Here is a 22,098-nt window from a genome sequence, read left to right as displayed (position 1 = left end):
GGGGAGGAACATTTGGCCGCGCATTTCCGTTCCGCTGGCATGAGTTCCCCGCAGATAGTCTGGCTGAGGCGCGACCTGCGCATGGCCGACCAGCCCGCCCTCCATGCCGCAGCCCAGGCCGGCCCCGTCATCCCGGTCTATGTCCTCGACGACGAGAGGGCAGGGGACCATGCCTATGGCGGCGCGTCGAAGGTCTGGTTGCACTATTCGCTTGAGAGCCTCGGCAAATCGTTCGGCAGCCGCCGCTCGCAGATAGTCCTGGGCAAGGGCGATGCGCCGCAAGTACTCGCCGCCATTGCCGACCAGACAGGCGCAAGTTGCATCCACGCCATCCGCCATTACGAGCCGTGGTGGAAGGAAGCCGAGGACGAGCTTCGCGATGCGCTGGGCGAGGATACGAAACTATGCCTCTACGATGGCAATTACCTGCTGCCGCCGGGCTCGGTCACGACAGGTTCGGGCGACCCGTACAAGATTTACACGCCCTTCTCGAAGGCGATGCTGGAGGTCATGCCCCCGCGCGATGTGCTGGGCGAGCCTGAGACCATTTCCTCGCCTGACAGCTGGCCGGAGAGCGATGACCTTGCCGACTGGGAACTGCTCCCCACGAAGCCTGACTGGGCAGGGGGTATTCGCGACTTCTGGGAGTTCGGCGAGGCCGCCGCGCACGACCGCCTCGACTGGTGGGCGGACGAGGTTGCCGATTACGACGAGGGCCGCAACCTCCCCTCGCAGGACATCACCTCGCGCCTCTCGCCGCATCTCCATTGGGGTGAAATCAGTCCCGCGCAGGCGTGGCACAAGCTCAAGGACAAGCGCAGCGAAGGGTGGAAGACCTTCGCGAAGGAAATCATCTGGCGGGACTATGCGCAGAACGTCATCGACCAGTTCCCCGACTATCCGCGCGACAGCTATCGCGACTATGACGAGCGCACCCTGTGGCGGAACCCCAATGCGGGCCACCTTATCGAAGAAGACCTCAAGTGCTGGCAGAAGGGGATGACCGGTTACCCCATAGTGGATGCCGGTATGCGGCAGCTGTGGCAGACGGGCTGGCTTCACAACCGCGTGCGGATGATTTGCGCCAGCTTCCTCGTAAAGCACCTGCTCATCGACTGGCGACACGGCGAGCAATGGTATTGGGACTGCCTCGTCGATGCCGATTACGGCAACAATGGTGTCAACTGGCAGTGGATTTCGGGCACTGGCGTCGACAGCAATATGTTCAGCCGCATCATGGCGCCGCTGACACAGAGCGAAAGGTTCGACGCGGCGGGCTATATCCGCGAATATGTCCCCGAACTGGCGGAGCTGGGCGACGACTGCATCCACGACCCGCCCGACGACAAGCGCGGCGACTATCCGGTCAAGATGATAGGCCACAAGGAAGCGCGCGAGCGGGCGCTCGATGCCTATCGGGCAAGCAAGCCGTAGCGGACTTGTCGCATGGGGCAGGGCGCGGCATAGGGCGGCCTGTATGGACATGCAGACCAGCCAGCGCGGACGCGACCTTGTCGAAGGCTCCAAGCCTTTTGCGCGCAAGCCGGGGTGGCTCGCCCGGCTGATTTCTCCCGCCTTCTCCAAGATACTCGGCAAGATCGACGCAGCGCTTACCAGCGGGACCATCCACGGCACATTGCCCGATGGCAGTCCCTGCGTGCTGGGCGGCCGCGCTCCGGGTTTCGAATGCACCGTCGAACTGCGCAGCTACAATGCGCTGGTGCGGCTCGCCAGCAATGGCTCGGTGGGCTGGTACCAGGCGTGGGAAGCGGGCGAGTGGTGGAGCCCCGACCCGGTGCCGCTGTTCGCGCTTTTCGTCCAGCACGCCGAGCGCCTTGGGGACACGGCGCGGGCCAAGGGGCCATTCCGCCACGGGTTGAAGCTGGCGCACCTCGTCAATCGCAACACGCATGCGGGCGCGCAGAAGAACATCTCTGCGCATTACGACCTCGGCAATGATTTCTACCGTGAATGGCTCGACCCGACGATGAGCTATTCCTCGGCGCTAAACGTCGGCACGAATTCGCTCGAAGCGGGGCAGAAGCGCAAATGGCAGGCGCTGGCCGAGAGAATCGGAACGCCGCATCACCTGCTCGAAATCGGCTGCGGGTGGGGGGCGCTTGCCGGCTATTTCGAGGATCGCGGGAGCGAGGTCACGGCAATCAGCCTCTCAGACCAGCAACTTGCCTGGGCAAGAGAGCATCATCCCGGGCCGCAATTCCTCAGGCAGGACTATCGCGATACGTCGGGCCGGTTCGACGGCATCGTCAGCGTCGAGATGGTGGAAGCGCTCGGCCGCGAATACTGGCCGACTTTCATGGACTGCATCGCGCGCAACCTGAAACCGGGCGGCCGCGCGGCCATCCAGTACATCTCGATGCGCGACGAGCTGTTCGATGAATATGCGAAGAGCGCCGATTTCATCCAGGCCTATATCTTCCCCGGCGGGCTGCTCATTCGCACCAGCGAATTCCGCCGCCTTGCCGAAGAGCGTGGCCTCAGATGGCAGGACCAGGCCGACTTCGGCCTCGACTATGCCGAAACGCTGCGCATCTGGCTTGAGAACTTTGACCGCGCGGTTGAGGAGGGTCGTCTGCCACCGGGCTTCGACGCGCAATTCTGCGAGTTGTGGCGCTATTATTTGCGATATTGCGAGGGCGGTTTTCGCGGCGGCGGTATCGATGTGCACCAGGTCACGCTGGTCAAAGAAGGAGAATGAGGATGCAGAAGGTTCTGGTTTCGGCTTTGGCGATTGCGCTTGCCGGGTGCATGAACGTCGCCGATGCGCCTCCGGCGCCCATTGCCGTGCCGACTGTGACCCAGTCGATGCCGGAGCAGATGGCCAGCCTCGACCCTTCCGATTCCATCCTGTTCTGGAGCGACGAGCGACGTTCGGCAGCCTTTCGCGACATGGAAGGGTTGTTTGCTGGGCTCGAGGTTGCTCCCGCGTACCGCTCGGTGGATTTCCTTGAAGGCACCCCGCTTGATGCAGCGACTGCCGCAATGGCGCGCCAGTTCATGGCCGATACCAATGCGGCGGGTCTCATGGTTCTCAAGGATGGCAAGATCCTGTTCGAGGAATATGGCCTCGGGATGGAACCCGACGACCGCTGGACCAGCTTCTCGGTCGCCAAGAGCTTTACCTCCACGTTGCTCGGCGCCGCCATCAAGGATGGCGACATCGAAAGCCTCGACACGCCGGTTACCGACATCATTCCCGCGCTCGCCGGGACAGCCTATGACGGTGTGACCGTCGGCCAGGTCGCGACGATGACCTCGGGCGTGGCATGGAACGAGGATTATACCGACCCTGCAAGCGACGTCGCAAAGATGCTCGCAGTCACTCCCGTCGAGGGGGAATCGCAGGCGGTCACTTATGCCCGCACGCTGAAGCGCGAAGCGCCTGCCGGAGAGAAGTTCGTTTACAAGACGCTCGAGACCAATCTCCTCGGGCTGCTCGTCGAGGAAGCGACAGGGAAGTCGCTCGCCGCCTATTCAGCCGAGAAGATCGTGGGACCGGCAGGTTTCGAGGGTCCGCTGTTCTGGATGCAGGACCTTACCGGCGGGAATATCGGCGGCTGCTGCCTCTCGCTGACCCTCGCTGATTATGCGCGCTTCGGGCAATTCGTGCTTGAAGGCGGCAAGGGCGTAGTGCCCGATGGTTGGTTCGCCGAAGCAGGCGCGCCGCAGGTCGATTTCGGCAAGGGTTATGGATATGGCTACCAGTGGTGGACCTATCCCGGCGGGCTTTACGGCGCGCAGGGTATTTTCGGGCAGGCGATTACGATCGACCCGAGCCGCAATCTCGTGGTTGCCGTAACAAGCAATTGGCCGACGGCGACAAGCTCCGAAAATAGGGCGAAGTTCCAGGCGCTGGTGCGCCAGATTGCGATGAACGCGCAGTAGGCTGTCGGAGCCCGATACGAGTGGTGGCGGAGGCTACGAGAGCGCACCGCCACCGACGACGAGCCATCCGGACAAGGTTCAGGCCAGGCCCATCAGGCCGCCGCCAAAGCTGTCGGTGTCGTCGCCTTTTCTTTGGGCCTGTCTCGCGAAAAATCTTAGTAAGGGCGGTAAGCGCCCTGGCCGCTGTAGCGGGCGAGGATGTTGTCGTGCACGATGGGCGAGAGCAACTCGCTGAACGCACAGCCGACCATGCAGTTTTCCCACCACACGACCTGCGCCTGCAGAGACTCGAGGCCCGGCAGCGTCAGCCAGCACATCTGGCCTTCGTGCATGCGGTTGATCGCAGCAGCCGAGAAGCCCGAGATGGAGAGGTCGTGCACCACCGTCTGGAAAGCGCGGCCGCCGCTGGCGCGGAGCTGGCCCGGAATGGTGATGCGTGTACGCGGTGCGCAGCGATCTTCCTGCGCGGCTGTCAGATAGCGGTCTTGCGTCTGGTAGTTCATGTCCGGCGATCCCTTGCCCTGAGTTCGAATACCGATTTTCCACGCACAGGAGACGCGCGCGTTAATTGTCGGAGTGTCGCCCACCAGTATTAAGAAAAGGTCACGCGGGAGGGTTAACGCAGCTATTCTACCCGCTCTCGGTAGCCGGTCGGGTAGTCGTTAACCAGTAGCTCGAGGATACGGGTAGCGACGTCCTCGGGCGGCTTGACCGTCGCCGGATCTTCGCCCGGATAGGCCTTGGCGCGCATTGCCGTGCGCGTCGCGCCGGGGTCGATGGTGGCGACGCGGACATTGCCGATTTTCTCGACCTCCTGCGCATAGGAGGCAAGGAGGTTGTCGAACGCCGCCTTGGTCGCGCCATAGGCCGACCAGTAGGCACGCGGGTTCTCGCCCACGCTGCTGGTGAGGCCGATGACCCGTCCGGCTTCGGCGCGCTTCAGTAGCGGGTCGAAATTGGCGAGCAGCGCCTGCGTGGCGAGGAGGTTGGTCGTCACAGCCTGGCTGAACTGCTTGCCGTCGATTTGCGTGACCGGCGTGAGGGCGGGCAGGTAGGCCGCCGAAATCACGAGGATGTCGAGCTTGTCCCAGCGGCTCGCGATGGCCGAGGCGAGGCGGGCTATCCCGTCGCTCTCGCCAAGGTCGACGGGCGCGATTGTGGATGCGCCGCCAGCCTCATGAATGCGGTCTTCGATGGCTTCCAGCGCGCGAACATCGCGGCCGGTCAGCACGACGTGAGCACCCGCTTCTGCAAGTGCCAGCGCCGTTGCCGCACCGATGCCTTTGCTGGCGCCCGTGACGAGGGCGAGCTTGCCTTCCAGTACCTTGGTCATGTTACGCTACCTTGCCCACCGGGAATGCGAGCTGGGCCTGCTTGTCGTCGCGCTTGGCGAGGTCGGTCAGCGAGGTGGGGTAATCGCCGGTGAAGCAGGCATCGCAGAACTGCGGGCATTCCTTCACGCGCGGTTTTTCGCCCACGGCGCGGTAAAGTCCGTCGATGGAGACGAAAGCGAGGCTGTCGGCCTTGATGAATTCGCGCATCGGTTCGACATCCATGCGGGCGGCGAGCAGCTTGCTGCGTTCGGGGGTGTCCACGCCGTAAAAGCAGCTATGCGCGGTCGGCGGGCTGGCGACGCGGAAATGGACCTCCGCCGCGCCTGCATCGCGCATCATCTCGACAATCTGCAGCGAGGTCGTGCCGCGCACGATGCTGTCGTCGATGAGGACGATGCGCTTGCCCGCGACCAGGCTGCGGTTGGCGTTGTGCTTGCGCTTCACGCCCGAATGGCGCGCGCCATCCGAAGGCTGGATGAAGGTACGGCCGACATAGTGCGAGCGGATTATGCCGAGTTCGAACGGAATGCCCGCTTCCTGCGCATAGCCGATAGCTGCCGGAACACCGCTGTCGGGCACGGGGACCACGAGGTCGGCCTCGACCGGCGTTTCCTTGGCGAGCTCTGCTCCGATGGCCTTGCGCGCTTCGTAGACGCTGCGTCCGGCGAAGAAGCTGTCGGGGCGGCTGAAATAGACGTGCTCGAAGATGCAGGGGCGCGGCTTGTGGGTACCGAAGGGATGGAGCGAGTCGATGTTGCCGTCGTAATCTACGCGGATGAGTTCGCCCGGCTCGACCTCGCGGATAAGTTCGGCGCCAACCACGTCGAAGGCCACGCTTTCGCTGGCGAAGACGGTAGCATCGCCGATGCGGCCCATCACCAGCGGGCGGATGCCCAGCGGGTCGCGGCAGGCAATCATGCCTTCGGGCGTCATCACGATGAGCGCATAGGCACCTTCGAGCAGGCGCAGCGCATCGATGAGCCGGTCGACGATGGTCGGATAGCGGCTCGTCGCGACGAGGTGGATGATGACTTCTGTGTCGGAGGTCGACTGGAAGATGGCGCCGCGTTGCACGAGTTCCTCGCGCAGGGTGCCGGCATTCGAGATATTGCCGTTATGCGCCACGGCGAAACCACCGCTGGCGAGGTCGGCATAGAGCGGCTGCACATTGCGCAGGCCAGCGCCGCCGGTGGTCGAATAGCGTACATGGCCCGCCGCCATATGGCCGGGCAGTTCGGCAATCGCTTCCTGACTGGAGAAGTTCTCCGCCACATGGCCGAGCCCGCGACGGGTGCGGAATTCCGCTCCGTCCCACGCGACGATGCCTGCAGCTTCCTGCCCGCGGTGCTGCAGGGCATGGAGGCCGAGCGCGGTAACCGCGGTCGCATCGGCCGCGTTGATAGCGCCGAAAACGCCGCACTCTTCGCGCAGCTTGTCGCCATCCGCGTCGAGGAAGGGGTGGGTGCAATTCATGAAGCTGTCCGCGCTGCCAACCGAATGCCGCCCCAATGGCGATGTTATGGCCCGATTACAAGGTTTGTGAGGCAGGACGTGGGGGAGATTTTGCAGCCGTTCATTGCGCCGCCACGAAACTCTGCCTAAACGCCTGTCCCGACATCCAAACAACGCCAAGGGCCACCTTGCTGCTTTCACCTTTCGAACGGACCATCGCCAAACGCTACCTGCTCCCGGGCAGGAGCGAGGCATTCATCGCGCTGGTCGCGGGCATTTCCATCACCGTCGTCATGCTCTCCGTCGCGATGCTCGTCATCGTGATGAGCGTCATGAACGGCTTCCGCGCTGAACTGCTCGACAAGATTGTCGGCCTCAACGGTCACGCCATTGTGCAAGCCTATGGCGGAAGGCTCGATAACTGGGAGGAAGTGCTTCAGGAAATCGAGCAGACACCTGGCGTGGTCGAAGCCTCCCCGCTTATCGAGCAGCCGCTGCTGACCACCTTCAACGGACGGGTCGAGGCCATCCTCCTTCGCGGCAATACCAACAAGGACCTGCGCGAACTTGGCCAGAAGGTGATTGCGGGCAATATGGACGGGCTCCAGCCTGGGGCAAGCAAGGTCGCCATCGGCGTGCGACTTGCGGAGAATATCGGGGCGCGGGTGGGTGATACGATTACCATCATCAATCCGCAGGGACGCTCAACACCCTTCGGGACCGTACCGCGTCAGGTCGGTTACGAGGTGGCGGCCATCTTCGAAGTGGGCGTCTATGATTACGACGGCGCTTTCGTGGTCATGCCAATGCAGGACGCGCAGACATTGCTGCTGATTGGCGAGACCATCGGCATGATTGAAGTGCAGGTGACCGACCCCGACGAGGTCGGCGAAATTCTCCAGCCAGTGACGGAATCGCTGGCGGGCAGGGCGGTCGTCCGCGACTGGAAGACAATCAATGCGACCCTCTTTGAGGCACTGCAGGTCGAGCGTGCAGCGATGGCGTTCGCGTTGAGTTTCATGGTCTTGGTGGCGGCGTTTAATATCCTGTCGAGCCTCGTTATGCTGGTGAGAGCGAAAACCCGCGACATTGCCATCATGCGAACCATGGGTGCATCGCGGCGGAGTCTCACGAAAATTTTCGTCACCACCGGTTTCACCGTTGGCGCCATCGGTACGCTGGCCGGCCTCGCGCTCGGCGCGCTGGTGCTGACCTTCCGCGAGCAAATCGTGAAGGGCATCAGCTGGGCGACCGGCGCGGACCTGTGGGACCCGCAGGTTCGCTTCCTGAGCACCATTCCCTCAAAGCCCGACCCCGTCGAAATCGCCATGATTGTCGGCCTCGCGCTGGTCATGAGCTTCCTCGCCACGCTCTATCCCGCCCTGAAGGCGGCGAGCACGGACCCGGTACAGGTGCTGCGCTATGAGTAATGGTCACCTGCGCCCCGTGGTCGAACTTCGCGGCCTGACCCGCAGCTTCGAGCAAGGCGGTGTGCGCATCGATGTGCTGCGCGGCGTGAATCTCGAAGTCATGCCGGGCGAGATTGTCGCGCTGCTGGGGCCTTCGGGCTCGGGCAAATCGACGCTGCTCCAGGCGGTTGGCCTACTCGAAGGCGGTTTCGGCGGCGAAATCCTCATCGCTGGAAACTCCGCCGAAAAGAGCAATGCGAACGCACGCACCGAACTGCGCCGTGACCACTTGGGCTTCGTGTACCAGTTTCACCACCTGCTTCCCGACTTCGATGCAAAGGAAAACGTCGTCCTGCCGCAGCTTGTCGCGGGCAAGCCGCGCGACGAGGCCGATGCGCGTGCGGAAGAATTGTTGACCGCTCTGGGCCTCGGCCACCGCCTCGACCATCGCCCGAGCCAACTTTCTGGCGGCGAGCAGCAGCGTGTCGCAGTTGCGCGCGGTCTTGCGAACCGGCCTGACCTCGTCCTCGCCGACGAGCCGACAGGCAATCTCGACGAGGCAACCTCCGACCGCGTGCTCGAGCAATTCCTCGCGCTGGTACGGGGCGAGGGAAGTGCCGCACTGGTCGCCACGCATAACGAGCGGCTTGCCTCGCGGATGGACCGCGTGGTGCGGCTTCACGAGGGCGTGCTCGAATAGCGGACCCGCAGCGGCTTTCGCCCGTTAGGCATGCAAAAGGAGGATTTTTGCATGACCGACCATCCCAGCACCTACAAGGGTGACGACTGCCACCGCCAAGGCATCCAGTGGGACGACCGCGCCGCGCTGCACCGCAAGGACGACGGCGACGGCGTTCTCGATGGCGCCAAGGGCCTGCGCACGGGCAGCTTCGCCGAATTGGTGCAGCACATGATGCTGATGCCGGAGGAGGAACGCTCGGCCTATTACATCGAAAAGCTCGGCGACCGCGAATACCACGCGGAGGAAGTGGCCGACCTTTCGCGCCGCTCAGATTTCCCGCGCTCGTAGGGTCGGAACAGCCCTTCGCAGATGAAGAATTGAGGTCCTTCCGCTGTCGGCTACGGCTTACAGCGGGAGGACTGTTTCCATGTTCGTTTCGCTTCTTTCGCTGATTTTCGCTCAGGCTGCGACACCCGAGGTGCCGCCAGCCACGCCGCCCCAGCCACCGAAATGCAAAGGCGCGAATTACGAGGCGTTCGACTTCTGGGTCGGCGAATGGGATGTCTATCCCAACGCCGCCGAAGGCGAGCCAGCCAAGGTCGCCGACAGCCGTATCGAAAAGGTCAGCGCAGGCTGTGCAATCCGCGAGACATGGATGCCCTTGCAGGGCCGCGGCGGAACCAGCCTTTCAGCCTACGACCCCAAGACCGAAGGCTGGCATCAGCTATGGGTCGGCGGGACGCCCGGACGCACCTTCTTCGACGGCGGTGCTGTCGAGGGGAAGATGGTGCTCACCGGGCCATGGGGCAAAGCGCGCGATGGAACGCCTTTGCTCGTGCGAATGACATATAGCTTGCAGGACGATGGCAGCGTGCGGCAACACGGGCAGGCCAGCAAGGACCAGGGCCTGACCTGGAACGACTATTTCGACCTCATCTACCGACGCAAGGACTGACCCTTTCATGACCAGCATCGCCGATTTCACCGTTGCCACCAACAAGGGCGACGAGCTCGACCTGAAGGACAAGCTCGGCAAGGTGCTGCTGGTGGTCAACACCGCGAGCAAGTGCGGTTTCACGCCGCAGTATGACGGGCTGGAAAAGCTGTTCCAGGACTACAAGGACAAGGACTTCGAAGTCCTCGCCTTTCCCTGCAACCAGTTCGGCGCGCAGGAGCCGGGCGAGGCGGAAGAAATCGAGCAGTTCTGCAAGGTCAATTTCGGCCTCACCTTCCCGCTGATGCAGAAGGTCGAGGTCAATGGCGACAATGCCAGCCCGCTGTTCGACTGGATGAAAAAGGAAGCGCCCGGCCTGATGGGCTCCAAATCAATCAAATGGAACTTTACGAAGTTCCTGATCGACCGCGAAGGCAATGTCGTGAAGCGCTATGGTCCCGCCGACGCGCCTGCGAGCATCGCCAAGGATATCGAGAAGCTGCTGTAACCTTCGCGCAGCGCGCTACGAAAGGCGGAACATGCTTTCCGATATCAATCTTTGGTTCCTCTCGCTTGGCACCGATTATGGCGTGAACCCGTATATTTTCGGCGGAATTTACGTCGGCGCTATACCCTTTTTCCTCGCCTCCATCGCTTGGCTGGTAAAGCGGGCGAGGGCAGGGCAGTCCACCGTCGTGCCGACCATGCTGGCGGGGTTCTTCTTCGTTTCCGCCTATCTCTATCTCGCGATAGTGGGTGAGAATATCCCGGTCTGGGTCTGGATCTTCCTCGTGGCGCTCGTCGCCTATGGCGCGTGGTCGACCATCCGCGACACGCGCCGCAAGATTGCCGCATCCGACGAAGGGTGATGTTCTCCACAAGCGGTGGAGAATAACCGTAGCCTGAGTGTTGGAGATTTCGGCCTGAAATCCTACCTTGGGACCCATGCCATACAAGCCTTTCGTCCCCCTGCGCGTGCTCTCGGCCTATTCGATGCTAGAAGGGGCTATAGACCCCAAGGCCATGGCCAAGCTTGCCAAGGAACGAGGTTTCCCCGCTATCGCCATGGCCGACCGCAATGGCCTCTATGGCGCGGTCATGTTCGCCAATGCCTGCAAGGCCGAAGGCGTGCAGCCGATTACCGGCACGCTGCTGGGCGTGGCGCGCGATGAGGAAGGCCGCGTGGTCGATTACCTCCCGCTCTACGCGCAGAGCGAGGCGGGCTATGACAATCTCTGCCATCTCGTCTCGAAAGCGCATCTCGAACGCCCGCTGGAGTTCGAACCGCATATCCGTATCGAGGACCTGAAAGGCCGCACCGAGGGCCTGATTGCGCTGACCGGCGCAAGCGAAGGCGCAGTGACAAGGCTGCTCGCCGAGGGGCAGAACAGCCACGCCACGGCGATGCTCGACAAGCTCGAAGCGCTGTTCCCGCAGCGCCTCTATATCGAGCTGGCGCGGCGCGGAAATCCTGTCGAGGAAGCGGCCGAGGCGGCGCTCATCGACCTAGCCTACGAACGCGACCTGCCGCTGGTCGCGACCAATCCCGCCAATTTCGCCGAACCGCATATGTACAAGGCGCATGACGCCATGCTGTGCATCGCGAACTCGACCCATGTGGATGCGGAAGAGCGCCCGAAGTCCAATCCGGAAAGCTACGTCAAGACCGCCCACATGATGGAAGAGGCGTTCGACGACCTGCCCGAGGCGGTCGCCAACACGCTCGTCATCGCCCAGCGCTGCGCCTACGCGCCGCCTTATCGCAAGCCTATCCTGCCCAGCCTCGCAGGCGACCTCGAAGGCGAGGCGAAGATGCTGGAGGAGGATGCGCGGCGGGGCCTCGAAAAGCGACTCGAACCCTATGGCGAGATGACCGAGGAAGCGCGCAAGGTCTATTTCGACCGGCTCGATTACGAAGTCGGCATCATCAACCAGATGGGCTTTCCCGGCTACTTTCTTATCGTTGCCGACTTCATCAAATGGGCGAAGGACCACGACATTCCCGTGGGGCCAGGGCGCGGCTCGGGTGCGGGCAGCCTCGTCGCTTGGGCGCTGACGATTACCGATCTCGACCCCATCCAACTGGGCCTGCTGTTCGAGCGCTTCCTCAACCCGGAACGCGTATCGATGCCCGACTTCGATATCGACTTCTGCGAAACGCGCCGCGGCGAAGTCATTCGTTACGTCCAGCAAAAATACGGTCACGACCACGTCGCGCAGATTATAACCTTCGGTAAACTCAAAGCGCGCGCCGTGCTGCGCGATACGGGTCGCATCCTCCAGATGAGCTATGGCCACGTCGACCGTATCTGCAAGATGGTACCGAACCATCCGACCGACCCTTGGACACTCCCGCGTGCGCTCAACGGAGCGGCGGATTTCAAGGCCGAATACGACAACGACAACGAGGTGAAACGCCTCATCGACCTCGCGATGCAGCTGGAAGGCTTCCCCCGCAATAGCTCGACCCACGCGGCCGGCGTTGTCATCGGCGACCGTCCTCTGGCGCAGCTGGTCCCGCTCTATCGCGACCCGCGCTCCGACATGCCGGTCACGCAATACGACATGAAAAATGTCGAGAGCAGCGGGCTGGTCAAATTCGACTTTCTCGGCCTGAAGACGCTGTCGGTGCTCAAGAAGGCGACCGACCTGCTCAAGAAACGCGACATCACCATCGATTTGTCGCAACTCGAACTGGACGACCCGGCGGTCTACGAATTGATGAAGGCGGGTAACACGGTGGGCGTGTTCCAGCTGGAATCGGAAGGCATGCGCCGCACGCTGACGGCGGTGAAGCCGACCAATTTCGGCGACATCATCGCGCTCGTCTCGCTCTATCGACCGGGCCCGATGGACAACATCCCCCTGTTCGGCAAGCGCAAGGCGGGCGAGGTGCCCATCGAGTACCCGCACGAGAAGCTGGAAGGCATCCTTGCCGAGACCTACGGCATCTTCGTCTACCAGGAACAGGTCATGCAGGCCGCACAGATATTGGCGGGCTACTCGCTCGGCGATGCAGACTTGCTGCGCCGCGCGATGGGTAAGAAGGTCCAGGCCGAAATGGACATCCAGCGCGAACGCTTCGTCGCCGGGTGCAAGGAAATCAGCGGCATCGAGAAGGCCAAGGCCAACGAGCTGTTCGACTTGATCGACAAGTTCGCAGGCTACGGGTTCAACAAATCGCACGCCGCCGCCTATGCGCTGCTTGCGTACCAGACCGCGTGGCTGAAGGCGCACTACCCGGAAGAGTTCTTCGCCGCCTCGATGTGCTTCGACATGCACCAGTCGGAAAAGCTGACCATCTTCGTCGACGACGCGCGGCGGCAGGGGATCGTGGTCGAGCCACCGTGTATCAACAAGTCCGAAGCCGAGTTCACCGTCGAGCAGACCGACACCGGTTATGCCGTCCGCTATGCGCTCGCTGGCATCCGCAACGTCGGCGAAAAGGCGATGGAAAACATCGTCGCCGAACGCGAGGTTTCGGGCCAGTTCGATAGCCTGCAGGACCTCTTCGAGCGTATCCCCAAAGGCTCGATGAACTCGCGCCAGCTGGAGGCGCTCGCTTGTGCAGGCGGCCTCGACAGCCTCGAGCCCAACCGCGCCAAGGTCTTCGAAAACGCCGACATGCTGCTGGCCGTGGCAGACGCGGCCGACCGTGAACGCACGAGTGGGCAGGCGAGCATGTTCGGCGGCGACGATGCGCCCGGCGAGACGCTCCGGTTGCGCGAGGTCGAGGACTGGCCGCGCGCCGAACGCATGGCACGCGAACGCGAGAATTTCGGCTTCTATTTCTCCGCCCATCCGGTCGCCGCGTGGAAGGACATAGCCTCGGCCAATGGCGCGCGGACCTATGCCTCGCTGATGTCGGGCGGTGCGCCAGCAGGTGGCCGCTCGAACGCGGTCATGGCCGCGATGGTCGAGAAGGTGAACAAGGGCACCACGCGCCGCGGTAAACCCTTCATCCGCGCCGACTTTTCCGATGCCACCGGCCAGTTCAGCGCCGCCTGTTTCGAGGAGGGCATGGTCGAACGGTTCCTCAAATGGGCTGAGGAACAGACCTGCGTCCTGCTGCAGGTCGAACTCGATTCGCCCAGTCCCGACGAGCCGCCCCGCATCACCGTGCGCGGCGGCACCCCGCTCGCGGAAGTGAAAGGCTCGACACCGATGATGCTCACGCTCGACATTCTTGACGTGGCGGCGGTCGAGGCGCTCCAGCGCGAATTGTCCGAAGCCGGCAAGGGGCAGGACGAGGTCATGGTGACGCTACGGATTGGCGGCGAGACCGAACCCGTCATGCGCCTCGGCCGCGACTTTGCGCTCGACGGGGAACTTGCAGAACGCTTGGCAAGCGTGCCCGGCCTTGCCAAGGTGCAGCTCGACAAGCGGCGCGGCGGGTCTTCGCACCTTCGCCTCGTCGCCTGACCGGCAAGCGCCACCAATAGGCGCACAGGCAAGGAGAGAGGCTGGAATGCTCGGAGCGATGCAGGACTGGACCATGCGCGTGACGCATGTGATCGACCACGCGGCACGTGAGGCCGGAACGCGCGAAATCCTCACCTATTGGGCGGACGGGACCGAAACCCGCACCGACTGGGCAGGCATTCGCCGCGATGCGCTGAAGATGGCGCAGGCGTTGCAGAAGCTGGGCCTCAATCCCGGTGACAAGGTCGCCAGCATCGCAATGAACCATGCGCGCCATCTCGTCAGCTGGTTCGGCGTAGCGGGCATGGGCGGGGTACTCCACACGGTGAACCCGCGCCTGTTCGAGGACCAGCTCGAATACATCATCAACCACGCCGATGACCGCGTGGTCATCTACGACGCCATGTTCCAGCCCATCATCGACAAGATGAAGGACCGCTGGCCGAACGTCGAACATTATATCTGTTTCGACAGCGGCGAGCACACCACTGCCTTCGAAGACTGGATCGGCGCCGAGGACGGCAATTTCGAATGGGTCGAGGGCAGCGAGCGCGACCCTTGCATGATTTGCTACACCAGCGGCACCACGGGCAATCCGAAGGGCGTCCAGTACGAGCATCGAAGCACCATCCTCCACGCGATGGCGGGCCTCCAGCCGAGCGCGCTGAACTGCATGACATCGTCGGTTTATCTGCCCGTCGTGCCCATGTTCCACGCGGCGAGCTGGGGCCTGCCCTATGCCGGCGCGATGGCGGGGATGAAGTTCGTCTTCAGCCAGGTCAACGACCCCGCCGTGCTCGATATGCTGATGAAGCGCGAGAAGGTAACCGACAGCGCTGGCGTGCCGACGGTATGGCTCGCGCATTTCCAGTATTGTGACGCGAACAATCTCGAACTGCCCAAGCTGCGCGCTGCCACCATCGGCGGCTCGGCCGCGCCCAAGTTCATGATCGAGCGGCTGATGAAGAACGGCACCCGCGTCCAGCACGCATGGGGCATGACCGAGACCAGCCCCATCGGCACGGTCGGCGGGCCGACGCATGACTGGGACGAGCTCAGCTTCGAGGACAAGGTCGCCAAGACCATGATGCAGGGCCGCCCGATTTTCGGCGTCGAACTGCGCACGGTCGACCTCGACGACCCGACCAAGGTCCTGCCGCGCGATGGCGAGACCTCGGGCGCGCTGCAAATTCGCGGGCCGTGGGTAGTGAAACGCTACTTCAAGGCGGAAGAGGACGCTGTGACCGAGGATGGCTGGTTCAACACCGGCGATGTCGGCATGCTGCATCCCGACGGCACACTGCAGCTGACCGACCGCACCAAGGACGTCATCAAGTCGGGTGGCGAGTGGATTTCCTCGGTCGAACTCGAAAACGCGGCGGTGGGCCACCCCGCCGTGGCCGAAGCCGCCTGCATCGGCATGTACCACCCCAAGTGGGACGAGCGCCCGGTGCTCTTCGTCGTGAAGAAGGACGGGCAGGATTGCGACGACAAGAGCATCGTCAATTTCCTGTCGGACAAGGTCGCCAAGTGGTGGCTGCCCGACGCGGTCGAATTCGTCGACGACATCCCGCACACCGCGACTGGCAAAATCAGCAAGAAGGACCTGCGTGACCGCTTTAGCGATTACAAGCTGCCCGAAGCGTAGATCGGCGTGAGCCGCCTCATCCTGCTCAACAAGCCCTATGGCGTGCTCTCGCAGTTCACCGGTGGCAAGGATGGGGTGGAGGACACGCTGGCGCATCTGGTCGATGTGCCGGGTGTCTATCCCGCTGGCCGCCTCGACAAGGATAGCGAGGGTCTGCTGCTGCTGACCGACGACGGTCGGCTGCAGTCGCGCATTGCCGAGCCGCGCTACAAGATGGCGAAGACCTATCTCGTGCAGGTCGAAGGCGAGGCAGGGGACGAGGCGCTGGCGAAGCTGGCGCGAGGGGTCGAACTCAAGGACGGCATGACCCGGCCAGCGCGCGCCAGGCGTATCGACTCGCCGCCAGTCTGGGACCGCGATCCGCCGGTGCGCTATCGCAAGCGCGTGCCAGATAGCTGGATTGCCTTGGAAATTACCGAGGGCCGCAACCGCCAGGTGCGCCGCATGACGGCTGCGGTGGGGTTGCCCACGCTGCGCCTCATCCGCTGGCGCATCGGCGAGTGGAGCGTGGACGGAATTGCACCCGGCACTTACCGTGAAATCGAGGTATGAGGAGAGAGCCGTGACCGAGAGCTACATCGACCCGAGTCGCGCCAATTTCGAGGCTTTCAAGAACCTCCCGCGCGACGAGCCCATCCACATGCTCAACCTCCTGCTCTACCGCGAAGAGGCCGAATATCCCGCGGGCCACGAGCATGCAGCTAAGGGCTGGAGCGGCCGCCGCGCCTATGAGGAATACGGAAAGACCAGCGGCCCCATCTTCCGCCGCGTCGGCGGCAGCATTGTTTGGCGCGGTGCTTTCCAGACGGTGGTGACGGGCCCTGATGCCATGCGCTGGCACGATGGCTTCGTGGCTCAATATCCAGACTCTGGCGCCTTCTTCGAGATGATCAAGGACCCGGATTACCAACTTGCGGTTGTCAACCGAACGGCGGCGCTGGCCGACAGCAGGCTGGTGCGGTTTTCGCCGGGGGCGACTGGTTCCGAATTCGGTTAGTCATTGTGGGGCAAGGCGTCTCGCGGCATGGTTTTCCGATGAGAAAATTTCGAATCGCATCTCTCGCCGCGCCGCTTGCCCTGATTGCCTGTGCGCAGGCTGCGGCCGCTTCCACAATAGAGGTCATGAAGAACCCCAATTGCGGGTGCTGCGGCGTCTGGGTGGAGCGTATGCGCGAGGCAGGCTTCATCGTGAATGTGCAGGAGATGGCCGATACGTCCGAAGTGGCGAGTGCTGCCGGCATTCCCGCCAACCTGCGCTCGTGTCACACGGCAAAGGTCGAAGGCTATGCGATCGAAGGGCATGTTCCGGCGGAAGACATCCGCACCCTGATTGCGCTGAAGCCCGATGCGGTGGGTCTCGCGGTTCCCGGGATGCCGCTGGGTTCGCCCGGCATGGAAGTGCCCGGACGGGCGGAAACCTATCAGGTGGTCCTCGTCGCCAAGGATGGAAATCACCGTGTCTTCGCCACCCATAAGGGTACGGCCGACGCGCACGTTCACTAAAGCAGCCGCAACTGTCCGCCCACGGCCGGCGGCCTGAACCGCGTGCAATCCAGCTCGAACTTCGCCTTGCCCAGTCCTGCGCGCTTGCACGCCAGGCGGAACCTTGCGCGGAAGAGATCGGCCCAGACGCCCGAGGGTTTCAGGCGCGAGAAAAAGCTCGGGTCGTTGTCCTTTCCGCCCCGGATCGACTGGACGATGCTCATCACTTTGTCGCCGCGTTCGGGGTAGTGGACCGCAAGCCATTCGCGGAACAGCGGGGCGACTTCATGCGGCAGGCGCAGGGGGATCCAGCCCACGCTGTCGGCTCCTATAGCGGCGGCGCGCTGCACGATCTCCTCCATGAATTCATCGGTGATGGCCGGGATGACCGGCGCGACCGAGCAATGTGTCGGCACGCCGGCCTCGGAGAGTTTCTGCAATGCCGCGAGTCGCTTGGCGGGCGAAGCTGCGCGCGGTTCGAGCTTGCCGGACAGCTTCGGGTCGAGGCTCGTCACCGATATCGCCACCGCAACCAGGCGCCGCCCGGCCATTTCCGCCAGCAATTCGAGGTCGTCGAGCACGCGGTCCGACTTGGTCGTAATCGTCACCGGATGTCGTGCATCGAGGCAGACTTCCAGCACCGAGCGGGTGATGCGGTATTCGCGCTCGATGGGTTGGTAGGGGTCGGTGTTCGTCCCCATGGCAATCGGTTTCGGGCGGTATTTGGGTTTCGCCAGCGTCGCGCGCAGCAATTCTGCTGCATTGGGCTTGGCGAAAAGTTGTGTCTCGAAATCGAGGCCCGGCGAAAGGTCGTGATAGGCGTGTGTCGGCCGCGCAAAACAATAGACGCAGCCATGCTCGCACCCGCGATAGGCGTTGATGGAGCGGTCGAAGAAGATGTCCGGTGACTGGTTGAAGCTGAGGATCGTCTTCGGGTTTTCCACGGTCACATGGGTGCGCAGCTTGGGGGGCGGGCCGTCCAGTGCCTCCATATGGTCGCGCCAGTCGCCATCGCGTTCGCGCGATGCAAGGCCGAAACGCGTTGGTACGGCCCGCGATTGCGCACCCCTGCCAGCGACAGCCGGGTCCAGACGTTTCTCCATGGGAAGAACGTATAGAGAACAGCCATCCCTGTCGAGCGAAATTTACGGGCTTTCAACTGCGGATGATTAAGTACTCGGGTGCCTTACCGCTTTGATCCTGAGCGGATAGGTGAGGCGTCTGGGGCCTCTGGTTCTCGAGAGAAAACTGGCCGACCTTCGCCATGGCGAAATGCCAGAGCGCTTCGTTCGAAACCGCTCTGCGCATCCGGTGTCCGCGAGCATCGATTCCGCGGTCGGCCTCGCGCGTCTTCAGCCAATGGTCGAGAGCAGGAAGCAGGAGCAGGGCTTCTTCCACCAAGCTGCGACATGCGGCTTCATCTTCAACGATGTGCTCGTAATCGAAGTCGCCGACACTGCGCCACGCATGTTCGCGGGTCGAGACAAGGCCGACCTCCTTGATGCGGACCACGGTCGCGCGGTCGTCGAAGTCCGTGTGCACGAACGCCGCTTCATCGGCAGGCAGCGAATAGGTCGGCGACTGGACATAGCGCACCCGCTTGCGCCACGCGCCGCTGTAGGAAAACCCGCCACCATATTTGCGGGTCTGGAACAGGATGAAATGCGTTTCGCCTTGCCAGTCGCGGCGGAATTCGGGGTATTTTCCGGTGAAGCCGAGCGCGGCGATCTGCGGTTCTATAAGATCGCGAATGGCCTTTCGCACCAGCCGGTTGCTTGGCCGCTTCGCCATCAGCGCTCGCGCAGCCGGGGCATCAGTTCGACGAAGTTGCACGGCCGATGGCGGCTGTCGAGCTGGAGTGCGAGGATCTTGTCCCACCCGTCTTTCACCGCGCCGTTCGAGCCGGGCAGGGCGAAGATATAGGTACCCCGCGCGATGACGGCGCAGGCGCGGCTCTGGATAGTGCTGGTGCCGATGCTCTCGAAGCTCAGCCAGCGGAAGAGTTCGCCGAAGCCGGGGATGTCCTTGTCCTTCACGCGGTCGAGCGCTTCCGGCGTGACGTCGCGGCCCGTCAAGCCCGTGCCGCCGGTGGTAATGACGGCATCGACCTCTTCGTCGTCAATCCAGCGGTGAAGGTGCGCGGCGATTTCGTTCTTGTCGTCGCGGCTGATTTCGCGCGCGACTAGCTTGTGACCCGCGAGCTTGATGCGGTCGGCAAGGATGTCGCCCGAGGTATCCTCGGCCAGCTTGCGCGTGTCCGAAATCGTCAGCAGCGCAATGTTGACCGGCTTGAATGTGCGGCTCTCGTCGATACCCATCAGCGCGCCCTCGGGAACATCGGCCAGTCGTTTTCGGCCAGTTCCTTGCGGCTTGGTGCCTCGGCATCGGCCTGGCGCAAATACATCCAGTAGTTGCGCATGACGATATTCACGTAACCGCGCGTTTCCCAATAGGGGATGGACTCCATCCACAGGAGCGGGTCGCCCTGGTCGTTAATCTCGCTGTTCCAGCGCGAAACCGGGGTTGGGCCGGCGTTGTAGGCCGCCATGACTTTCGGAAGATGCCCCCGGGTGTAGCCTGCTTGTGCAAGGGCCTCGAGCGTACGTTGGCCGAAGGCGAGGTTGGTTCTCGGGTCCTTGAGGTCTGCGCCTGCGCTCATATTGATGGAAGAGGCATATTCGCGCGCGGCAATCGGGCGGATTTGCATGAGGCCGATGGCGTTCGCAGGACTGACAACACGCTCGCGGAAATTGGATTCCTGCAAGGCGTGGGCGAAGGCCAGTGCGGGGTCGACACGCCATCCGCCATGCGGGGTGTGATAGGCGACCGGCCAGCGCAGGTTTTCCGGCGAACTGGTCCCGCGCGGCGCGTTATAGGCCATATATGTCTGCGCCCCTGCCAGCCCCAGCGCGCGGGCGAGGCGGGTGAGGGCGGGGAAATCGCCCGGGTCGCCATAGCGGACCTGCCAGCGGATGACCTCGTCAGCGACATCGCGGCGGCCGATTTCGGCGAGCATCACCGCTTCGCGCACCGCCGGTTCGCCGGACAGGCGGCGCCAGTCCTCGGCGGTCAGGTCGGGCGCGGTATGGCCTGCGGGCAAATCCTTGCCGAGCTGTTCGGCGGCGAGCATGCCGTAAAGCGTCTCGTCATAGCGCGATGCGGCGCGCAGGTGGGCATTGGCCGGCTGCGGATCGCGGCAGCGGATGAGACTGCGCGCGGCCCAGTAATGCGCGGCGACCTTGAGTTCGGGGTTCGATGCCCCCTGAGCAGCCGCGTTGAAGAACTGGCCTGCGCGGTTGCAGTCCCCGATGCGCCATGCGGCGAGGCCGGCGACCCAGTCGCCCTCGGCCACCCATTCGCCCGACCCTTGCGAGACCAGCTGTGCCATGCCGTAGGCCTCGGCATCGCGGTTCTCGATGTAATAGCTCCACGCGACCCGCTGGCGCCACTCTGCGCGGGCGGGGCCGGAAAGCGAGGCATCCACCCCGTCGAGCAACAAACGCGCGCCGTCGGGATCGTCGTTCTTGATTCGGTCGAGGATGGCGGAGGCCACATCCGCGGGCATGGTCCCGTCATTAACTGTGCGCGGCAGGGTGCGACGCGTGATGCCCTGCTGGCGCGAGAGGGAGTTTTCGCGCGGCAGGCCCGGCTCCCATGAGAGGCCGCGGGTCTTGCCGAGGCGAATGATGCCCTCGACCTGCGGATTGTCAGGATAGCGCCGTAGCCAGTCCTCGATGCGCGCGAGTTCGATACGCGGGCTTTTCGGGTCGAGGTAATAAGTGGCGAGCGCGGACCCGTGCAGCGGCCCTTCGCTGCGCTGGGCAAGCATGACTTCGACCCGGTCCCAGTTCTGCGCATCGATCGCCTCGAACAGCGAGGCGTAATAGAACCGGTCCTCGGCCTGAAGCAGCTGCGGCAGGGCAGCCGAATGCGAGCGCGAGAAATACTCGACGCTGTCCGATTGCGCGGCGAGCGGGGCGGCGAGGGTGGCAGTTGCAGCAGCAGCCGCAAGGAGCAGTGGGCGTAGGGTCATGCGGTCCAGTCCAGCCAGCGGTTCCAGAAGTTCATGCGACGCGGGGCCGAGCGGGCAAGCTCGGCGAGTTCGGGCGCAAGCATGAGGGGAAGGGTGTTCTCGCCCGCCTTTACGACAGCAGGCTCGCGCGCCATCTCGGGTGGCACATCGAATAGCGGGGCAAGGCTGCGGCCGAATGCCAAGACGCGGTGCGGCTTGGCGAGCGCGACGTGGTGGCGGGTGAGTTCACCCAAGCCGCGTGTAGCCATGTCATTCCAGTCGGGCAGCGAAAGGGCCGCGGGCAGGGCGCTGGCTAGATACGCCTCGTGCGGCGCGATACCCATTGCCTGCAAGATGGCCTCGACGAACTTGCCCGGCGCGCCCGCCAGCAGCGCGTCCTCGTCGCTATCCATCGGCGCGGGCACCAGCACCATCAGCTTGGCCCCCTCGACTCCGCGCGGCGGAAGGCGGCGTTCAGGACCAAGCGGCGAGAGCGATTTCTCGCTCATCCACCATTCGCGAAAATTTTCGAGACTGTCGGGGTAGGTATCTGCCGTACCACCCATTTGCTCCCCTGCGGCGGTACCTTCGAAAGCGCGCTGGAGCGGGGTCTGCTTGGGTTCTTCGGGCGGTTTCTTGGGCTTGGGCGACGCTACGGCCTGCTTTTCTTCGGGCTCTGCCAGCCAGCTGGTGGTCTCGTCGCGGTAATCGTCCTCGACGCCTGCCTCGCGCCACCAGTCGAGCGCTGCTTCCAGCGCGTCTGCAGGCGATAATTCGCGGGTTTCCGGTGTTTCTGCCAGCATTGTCCGTCCGCCCA

The 22,098-nt window shown here is 63.4% G+C and carries 22 protein-coding genes; 14 read left to right on the top strand and 8 right to left on the bottom strand.

The window, feature by feature from the left end:
* Window positions 1–39 precede the first annotated feature (39 nt).
* From K3152_RS04570 to K3152_RS04560, 3 genes are read left to right on the top strand one after another with little or no spacing between them, the layout of a single operon-like run.
* Window positions 40–1,434, top strand: a complete 1,395-nt coding sequence (locus tag K3152_RS04570) for a cryptochrome/photolyase family protein (protein ID WP_221573090.1) — start codon at window positions 40–42, stop codon at window positions 1,432–1,434.
* Window positions 1,435–1,477: 43 nt separating this feature from the next.
* The gene (locus tag K3152_RS04565; protein ID WP_221572813.1) at window positions 1,478–2,719 is read left to right on the top strand and encodes an SAM-dependent methyltransferase; all 1,242 of its coding nucleotides are present in this window, start codon (window positions 1,478–1,480) and stop codon (window positions 2,717–2,719) included.
* Between the two features lie 2 nt (window positions 2,720–2,721).
* Entirely contained in the window at window positions 2,722–3,906 is a 1,185-nt protein-coding gene (locus tag K3152_RS04560) for a serine hydrolase domain-containing protein (RefSeq protein ID WP_221572812.1), read from the top strand.
* Between the two features lie 155 nt (window positions 3,907–4,061).
* Here the strand turns inward: K3152_RS04560 and K3152_RS04555 are convergent, their stop codons facing one another.
* From K3152_RS04555 to purF, 3 genes are all read right to left on the bottom strand, one after another.
* On the bottom strand, window positions 4,062–4,409 hold the full coding sequence (locus tag K3152_RS04555) for a PilZ domain-containing protein (RefSeq protein ID WP_221572811.1): 348 nt from the start codon (window positions 4,407–4,409) through the stop codon (window positions 4,062–4,064).
* 122 nt (window positions 4,410–4,531) lie between these two features.
* Window positions 4,532–5,239: an SDR family NAD(P)-dependent oxidoreductase gene (locus K3152_RS04550; protein ID WP_221572810.1), complete on the bottom strand. Its 708-nt coding sequence runs from the start codon at window positions 5,237–5,239 to the stop codon at window positions 4,532–4,534.
* Between the two features lies 1 nt (window position 5,240).
* Entirely contained in the window at window positions 5,241–6,713 is a 1,473-nt protein-coding gene (gene purF / locus K3152_RS04545) for an amidophosphoribosyltransferase (RefSeq protein WP_221572809.1), read from the bottom strand.
* Window positions 6,714–6,880: 167 nt separating this feature from the next.
* On the opposite strand from purF, the gene K3152_RS04540 reads away from it, so the two are divergent.
* The 11 genes from K3152_RS04540 (at window position 6,881) to K3152_RS04490 (ending at window position 17,290) form a co-directional block, all read left to right on the top strand.
* Window positions 6,881–8,122, top strand: a complete 1,242-nt coding sequence (locus K3152_RS04540) for a lipoprotein-releasing ABC transporter permease subunit (protein WP_221572808.1) — start codon at window positions 6,881–6,883, stop codon at window positions 8,120–8,122.
* Entirely contained in the window at window positions 8,115–8,801 is a 687-nt protein-coding gene (locus K3152_RS04535) for an ABC transporter ATP-binding protein (RefSeq protein WP_221572807.1), read from the top strand. Before K3152_RS04540 ends, K3152_RS04535 begins: the two co-directional genes overlap by 8 nt.
* A gap of 51 nt (window positions 8,802–8,852) precedes the next feature.
* Window positions 8,853–9,131 carry a hypothetical protein gene (locus K3152_RS04530; protein WP_221572806.1) on the top strand — a complete coding sequence of 93 codons (279 nt, stop codon included), beginning with the start codon at window positions 8,853–8,855 and terminating at the stop codon, window positions 9,129–9,131.
* Window positions 9,132–9,210: 79 nt separating this feature from the next.
* Window positions 9,211–9,738, top strand: a complete 528-nt coding sequence (locus K3152_RS04525; RefSeq protein ID WP_221572805.1) for a hypothetical protein — start codon at window positions 9,211–9,213, stop codon at window positions 9,736–9,738.
* Between the two features lie 7 nt (window positions 9,739–9,745).
* On the top strand, window positions 9,746–10,225 hold the full coding sequence (locus tag K3152_RS04520; RefSeq protein ID WP_221572804.1) for a glutathione peroxidase: 480 nt from the start codon (window positions 9,746–9,748) through the stop codon (window positions 10,223–10,225).
* Window positions 10,226–10,256: 31 nt separating this feature from the next.
* Window positions 10,257–10,586 carry a hypothetical protein gene (locus K3152_RS04515; RefSeq protein WP_221572803.1) on the top strand — a complete coding sequence of 110 codons (330 nt, stop codon included), beginning with the start codon at window positions 10,257–10,259 and terminating at the stop codon, window positions 10,584–10,586.
* A 76-nt stretch (window positions 10,587–10,662) separates the two neighbouring features.
* On the top strand, window positions 10,663–14,139 hold the full coding sequence (gene dnaE, locus K3152_RS04510; RefSeq protein WP_221572802.1) for a DNA polymerase III subunit alpha: 3,477 nt from the start codon (window positions 10,663–10,665) through the stop codon (window positions 14,137–14,139).
* Window positions 14,140–14,185: 46 nt separating this feature from the next.
* The gene (locus K3152_RS04505) at window positions 14,186–15,787 is read left to right on the top strand and encodes a long-chain fatty acid--CoA ligase (RefSeq protein WP_221572801.1); all 1,602 of its coding nucleotides are present in this window, start codon (window positions 14,186–14,188) and stop codon (window positions 15,785–15,787) included.
* Window positions 15,788–15,793: 6 nt separating this feature from the next.
* Window positions 15,794–16,339 (top strand): pseudouridine synthase, encoded by a 546-nt coding sequence (locus K3152_RS04500; protein WP_221572800.1) that lies wholly within the window; start codon window positions 15,794–15,796, stop codon window positions 16,337–16,339.
* 10 nt (window positions 16,340–16,349) lie between these two features.
* Window positions 16,350–16,784 (top strand): DUF1330 domain-containing protein, encoded by a 435-nt coding sequence (locus K3152_RS04495; protein ID WP_221572799.1) that lies wholly within the window; start codon window positions 16,350–16,352, stop codon window positions 16,782–16,784.
* A 125-nt stretch (window positions 16,785–16,909) separates the two neighbouring features.
* The gene (locus K3152_RS04490; protein ID WP_247713140.1) at window positions 16,910–17,290 is read left to right on the top strand and encodes a DUF411 domain-containing protein; all 381 of its coding nucleotides are present in this window, start codon (window positions 16,910–16,912) and stop codon (window positions 17,288–17,290) included.
* On the opposite strand, the gene K3152_RS04485 is transcribed toward K3152_RS04490, so the two are convergent.
* From K3152_RS04485 to K3152_RS04465, 5 genes are read right to left on the bottom strand one after another with little or no spacing between them, the layout of a single operon-like run.
* Complete coding sequence (locus tag K3152_RS04485) at window positions 17,287–18,372, bottom strand: PA0069 family radical SAM protein (protein ID WP_221572797.1); 1,086 nt, start codon at window positions 18,370–18,372, stop codon at window positions 17,287–17,289. The two genes, K3152_RS04490 and K3152_RS04485, sit on opposite strands and share 4 nt — an antisense overlap.
* Window positions 18,373–18,424: 52 nt before the next feature.
* The gene (locus tag K3152_RS04480) at window positions 18,425–19,060 is read right to left on the bottom strand and encodes a hypothetical protein (RefSeq protein WP_221572796.1); all 636 of its coding nucleotides are present in this window, start codon (window positions 19,058–19,060) and stop codon (window positions 18,425–18,427) included.
* Window positions 19,060–19,587, bottom strand: coding sequence for a molybdenum cofactor biosynthesis protein B (gene moaB, locus K3152_RS04475; protein WP_221572795.1), 528 nt, complete (start codon window positions 19,585–19,587; stop codon window positions 19,060–19,062). Before moaB ends, K3152_RS04480 begins: the two co-directional genes overlap by 1 nt.
* On the bottom strand, window positions 19,587–21,302 hold the full coding sequence (locus tag K3152_RS04470; RefSeq protein WP_247713139.1) for a lytic transglycosylase domain-containing protein: 1,716 nt from the start codon (window positions 21,300–21,302) through the stop codon (window positions 19,587–19,589). Before K3152_RS04470 ends, moaB begins: the two co-directional genes overlap by 1 nt.
* The gene (locus tag K3152_RS04465; protein WP_221572794.1) at window positions 21,299–22,084 is read right to left on the bottom strand and encodes a hypothetical protein; all 786 of its coding nucleotides are present in this window, start codon (window positions 22,082–22,084) and stop codon (window positions 21,299–21,301) included. Before K3152_RS04465 ends, K3152_RS04470 begins: the two co-directional genes overlap by 4 nt.
* Window positions 22,085–22,098 lie beyond the last annotated feature (14 nt).

The sequence above is a fragment of the Qipengyuania polymorpha genome, assembly GCF_019711435.1.
Lineage (GTDB): Bacteria > Pseudomonadota > Alphaproteobacteria > Sphingomonadales > Sphingomonadaceae > Qipengyuania > Qipengyuania polymorpha.
Note: the sequence above shows the minus strand (reverse complement) of the source record. Positions and strands in the feature narration are given on the sequence as shown.

What these genes read in the sequence shown, in the direction of transcription:
- moaB (WP_221572795.1), bottom strand. Translation starts at nt 19,587, where the DNA reads ATGGGTATCGACGAGAGCCGCACATTCAAGCCGGTCAACATTGCGCTG.
- K3152_RS04520 (WP_221572804.1), top strand. Translation starts at nt 9,746, where the DNA reads ATGACCAGCATCGCCGATTTCACCGTTGCCACCAACAAGGGCGACGAG.
- K3152_RS04570 (WP_221573090.1), top strand. Translation starts at nt 40, where the DNA reads ATGAGTTCCCCGCAGATAGTCTGGCTGAGGCGCGACCTGCGCATGGCC.
- K3152_RS04525 (WP_221572805.1), top strand. Translation starts at nt 9,211, where the DNA reads ATGTTCGTTTCGCTTCTTTCGCTGATTTTCGCTCAGGCTGCGACACCC.
- K3152_RS04530 (WP_221572806.1), top strand. Translation starts at nt 8,853, where the DNA reads ATGACCGACCATCCCAGCACCTACAAGGGTGACGACTGCCACCGCCAA.
- K3152_RS04515 (WP_221572803.1), top strand. Translation starts at nt 10,257, where the DNA reads ATGCTTTCCGATATCAATCTTTGGTTCCTCTCGCTTGGCACCGATTAT.
- K3152_RS04535 (WP_221572807.1), top strand. Translation starts at nt 8,115, where the DNA reads ATGAGTAATGGTCACCTGCGCCCCGTGGTCGAACTTCGCGGCCTGACC.
- K3152_RS04555 (WP_221572811.1), bottom strand. Translation starts at nt 4,409, where the DNA reads ATGAACTACCAGACGCAAGACCGCTATCTGACAGCCGCGCAGGAAGAT.
- K3152_RS04505 (WP_221572801.1), top strand. Translation starts at nt 14,186, where the DNA reads ATGCTCGGAGCGATGCAGGACTGGACCATGCGCGTGACGCATGTGATC.
- K3152_RS04490 (WP_247713140.1), top strand. Translation starts at nt 16,910, where the DNA reads ATGAAGAACCCCAATTGCGGGTGCTGCGGCGTCTGGGTGGAGCGTATG.
- K3152_RS04550 (WP_221572810.1), bottom strand. Translation starts at nt 5,239, where the DNA reads ATGACCAAGGTACTGGAAGGCAAGCTCGCCCTCGTCACGGGCGCCAGC.
- dnaE (WP_221572802.1), top strand. Translation starts at nt 10,663, where the DNA reads ATGCCATACAAGCCTTTCGTCCCCCTGCGCGTGCTCTCGGCCTATTCG.
- K3152_RS04480 (WP_221572796.1), bottom strand. Translation starts at nt 19,060, where the DNA reads ATGGCGAAGCGGCCAAGCAACCGGCTGGTGCGAAAGGCCATTCGCGAT.
- K3152_RS04485 (WP_221572797.1), bottom strand. Translation starts at nt 18,372, where the DNA reads ATGGAGAAACGTCTGGACCCGGCTGTCGCTGGCAGGGGTGCGCAATCG.
- purF (WP_221572809.1), bottom strand. Translation starts at nt 6,713, where the DNA reads ATGAATTGCACCCACCCCTTCCTCGACGCGGATGGCGACAAGCTGCGC.
- K3152_RS04565 (WP_221572813.1), top strand. Translation starts at nt 1,478, where the DNA reads ATGGACATGCAGACCAGCCAGCGCGGACGCGACCTTGTCGAAGGCTCC.
- K3152_RS04470 (WP_247713139.1), bottom strand. Translation starts at nt 21,302, where the DNA reads ATGACCCTACGCCCACTGCTCCTTGCGGCTGCTGCTGCAACTGCCACC.
- K3152_RS04465 (WP_221572794.1), bottom strand. Translation starts at nt 22,084, where the DNA reads ATGCTGGCAGAAACACCGGAAACCCGCGAATTATCGCCTGCAGACGCG.
- K3152_RS04560 (WP_221572812.1), top strand. Translation starts at nt 2,722, where the DNA reads ATGCAGAAGGTTCTGGTTTCGGCTTTGGCGATTGCGCTTGCCGGGTGC.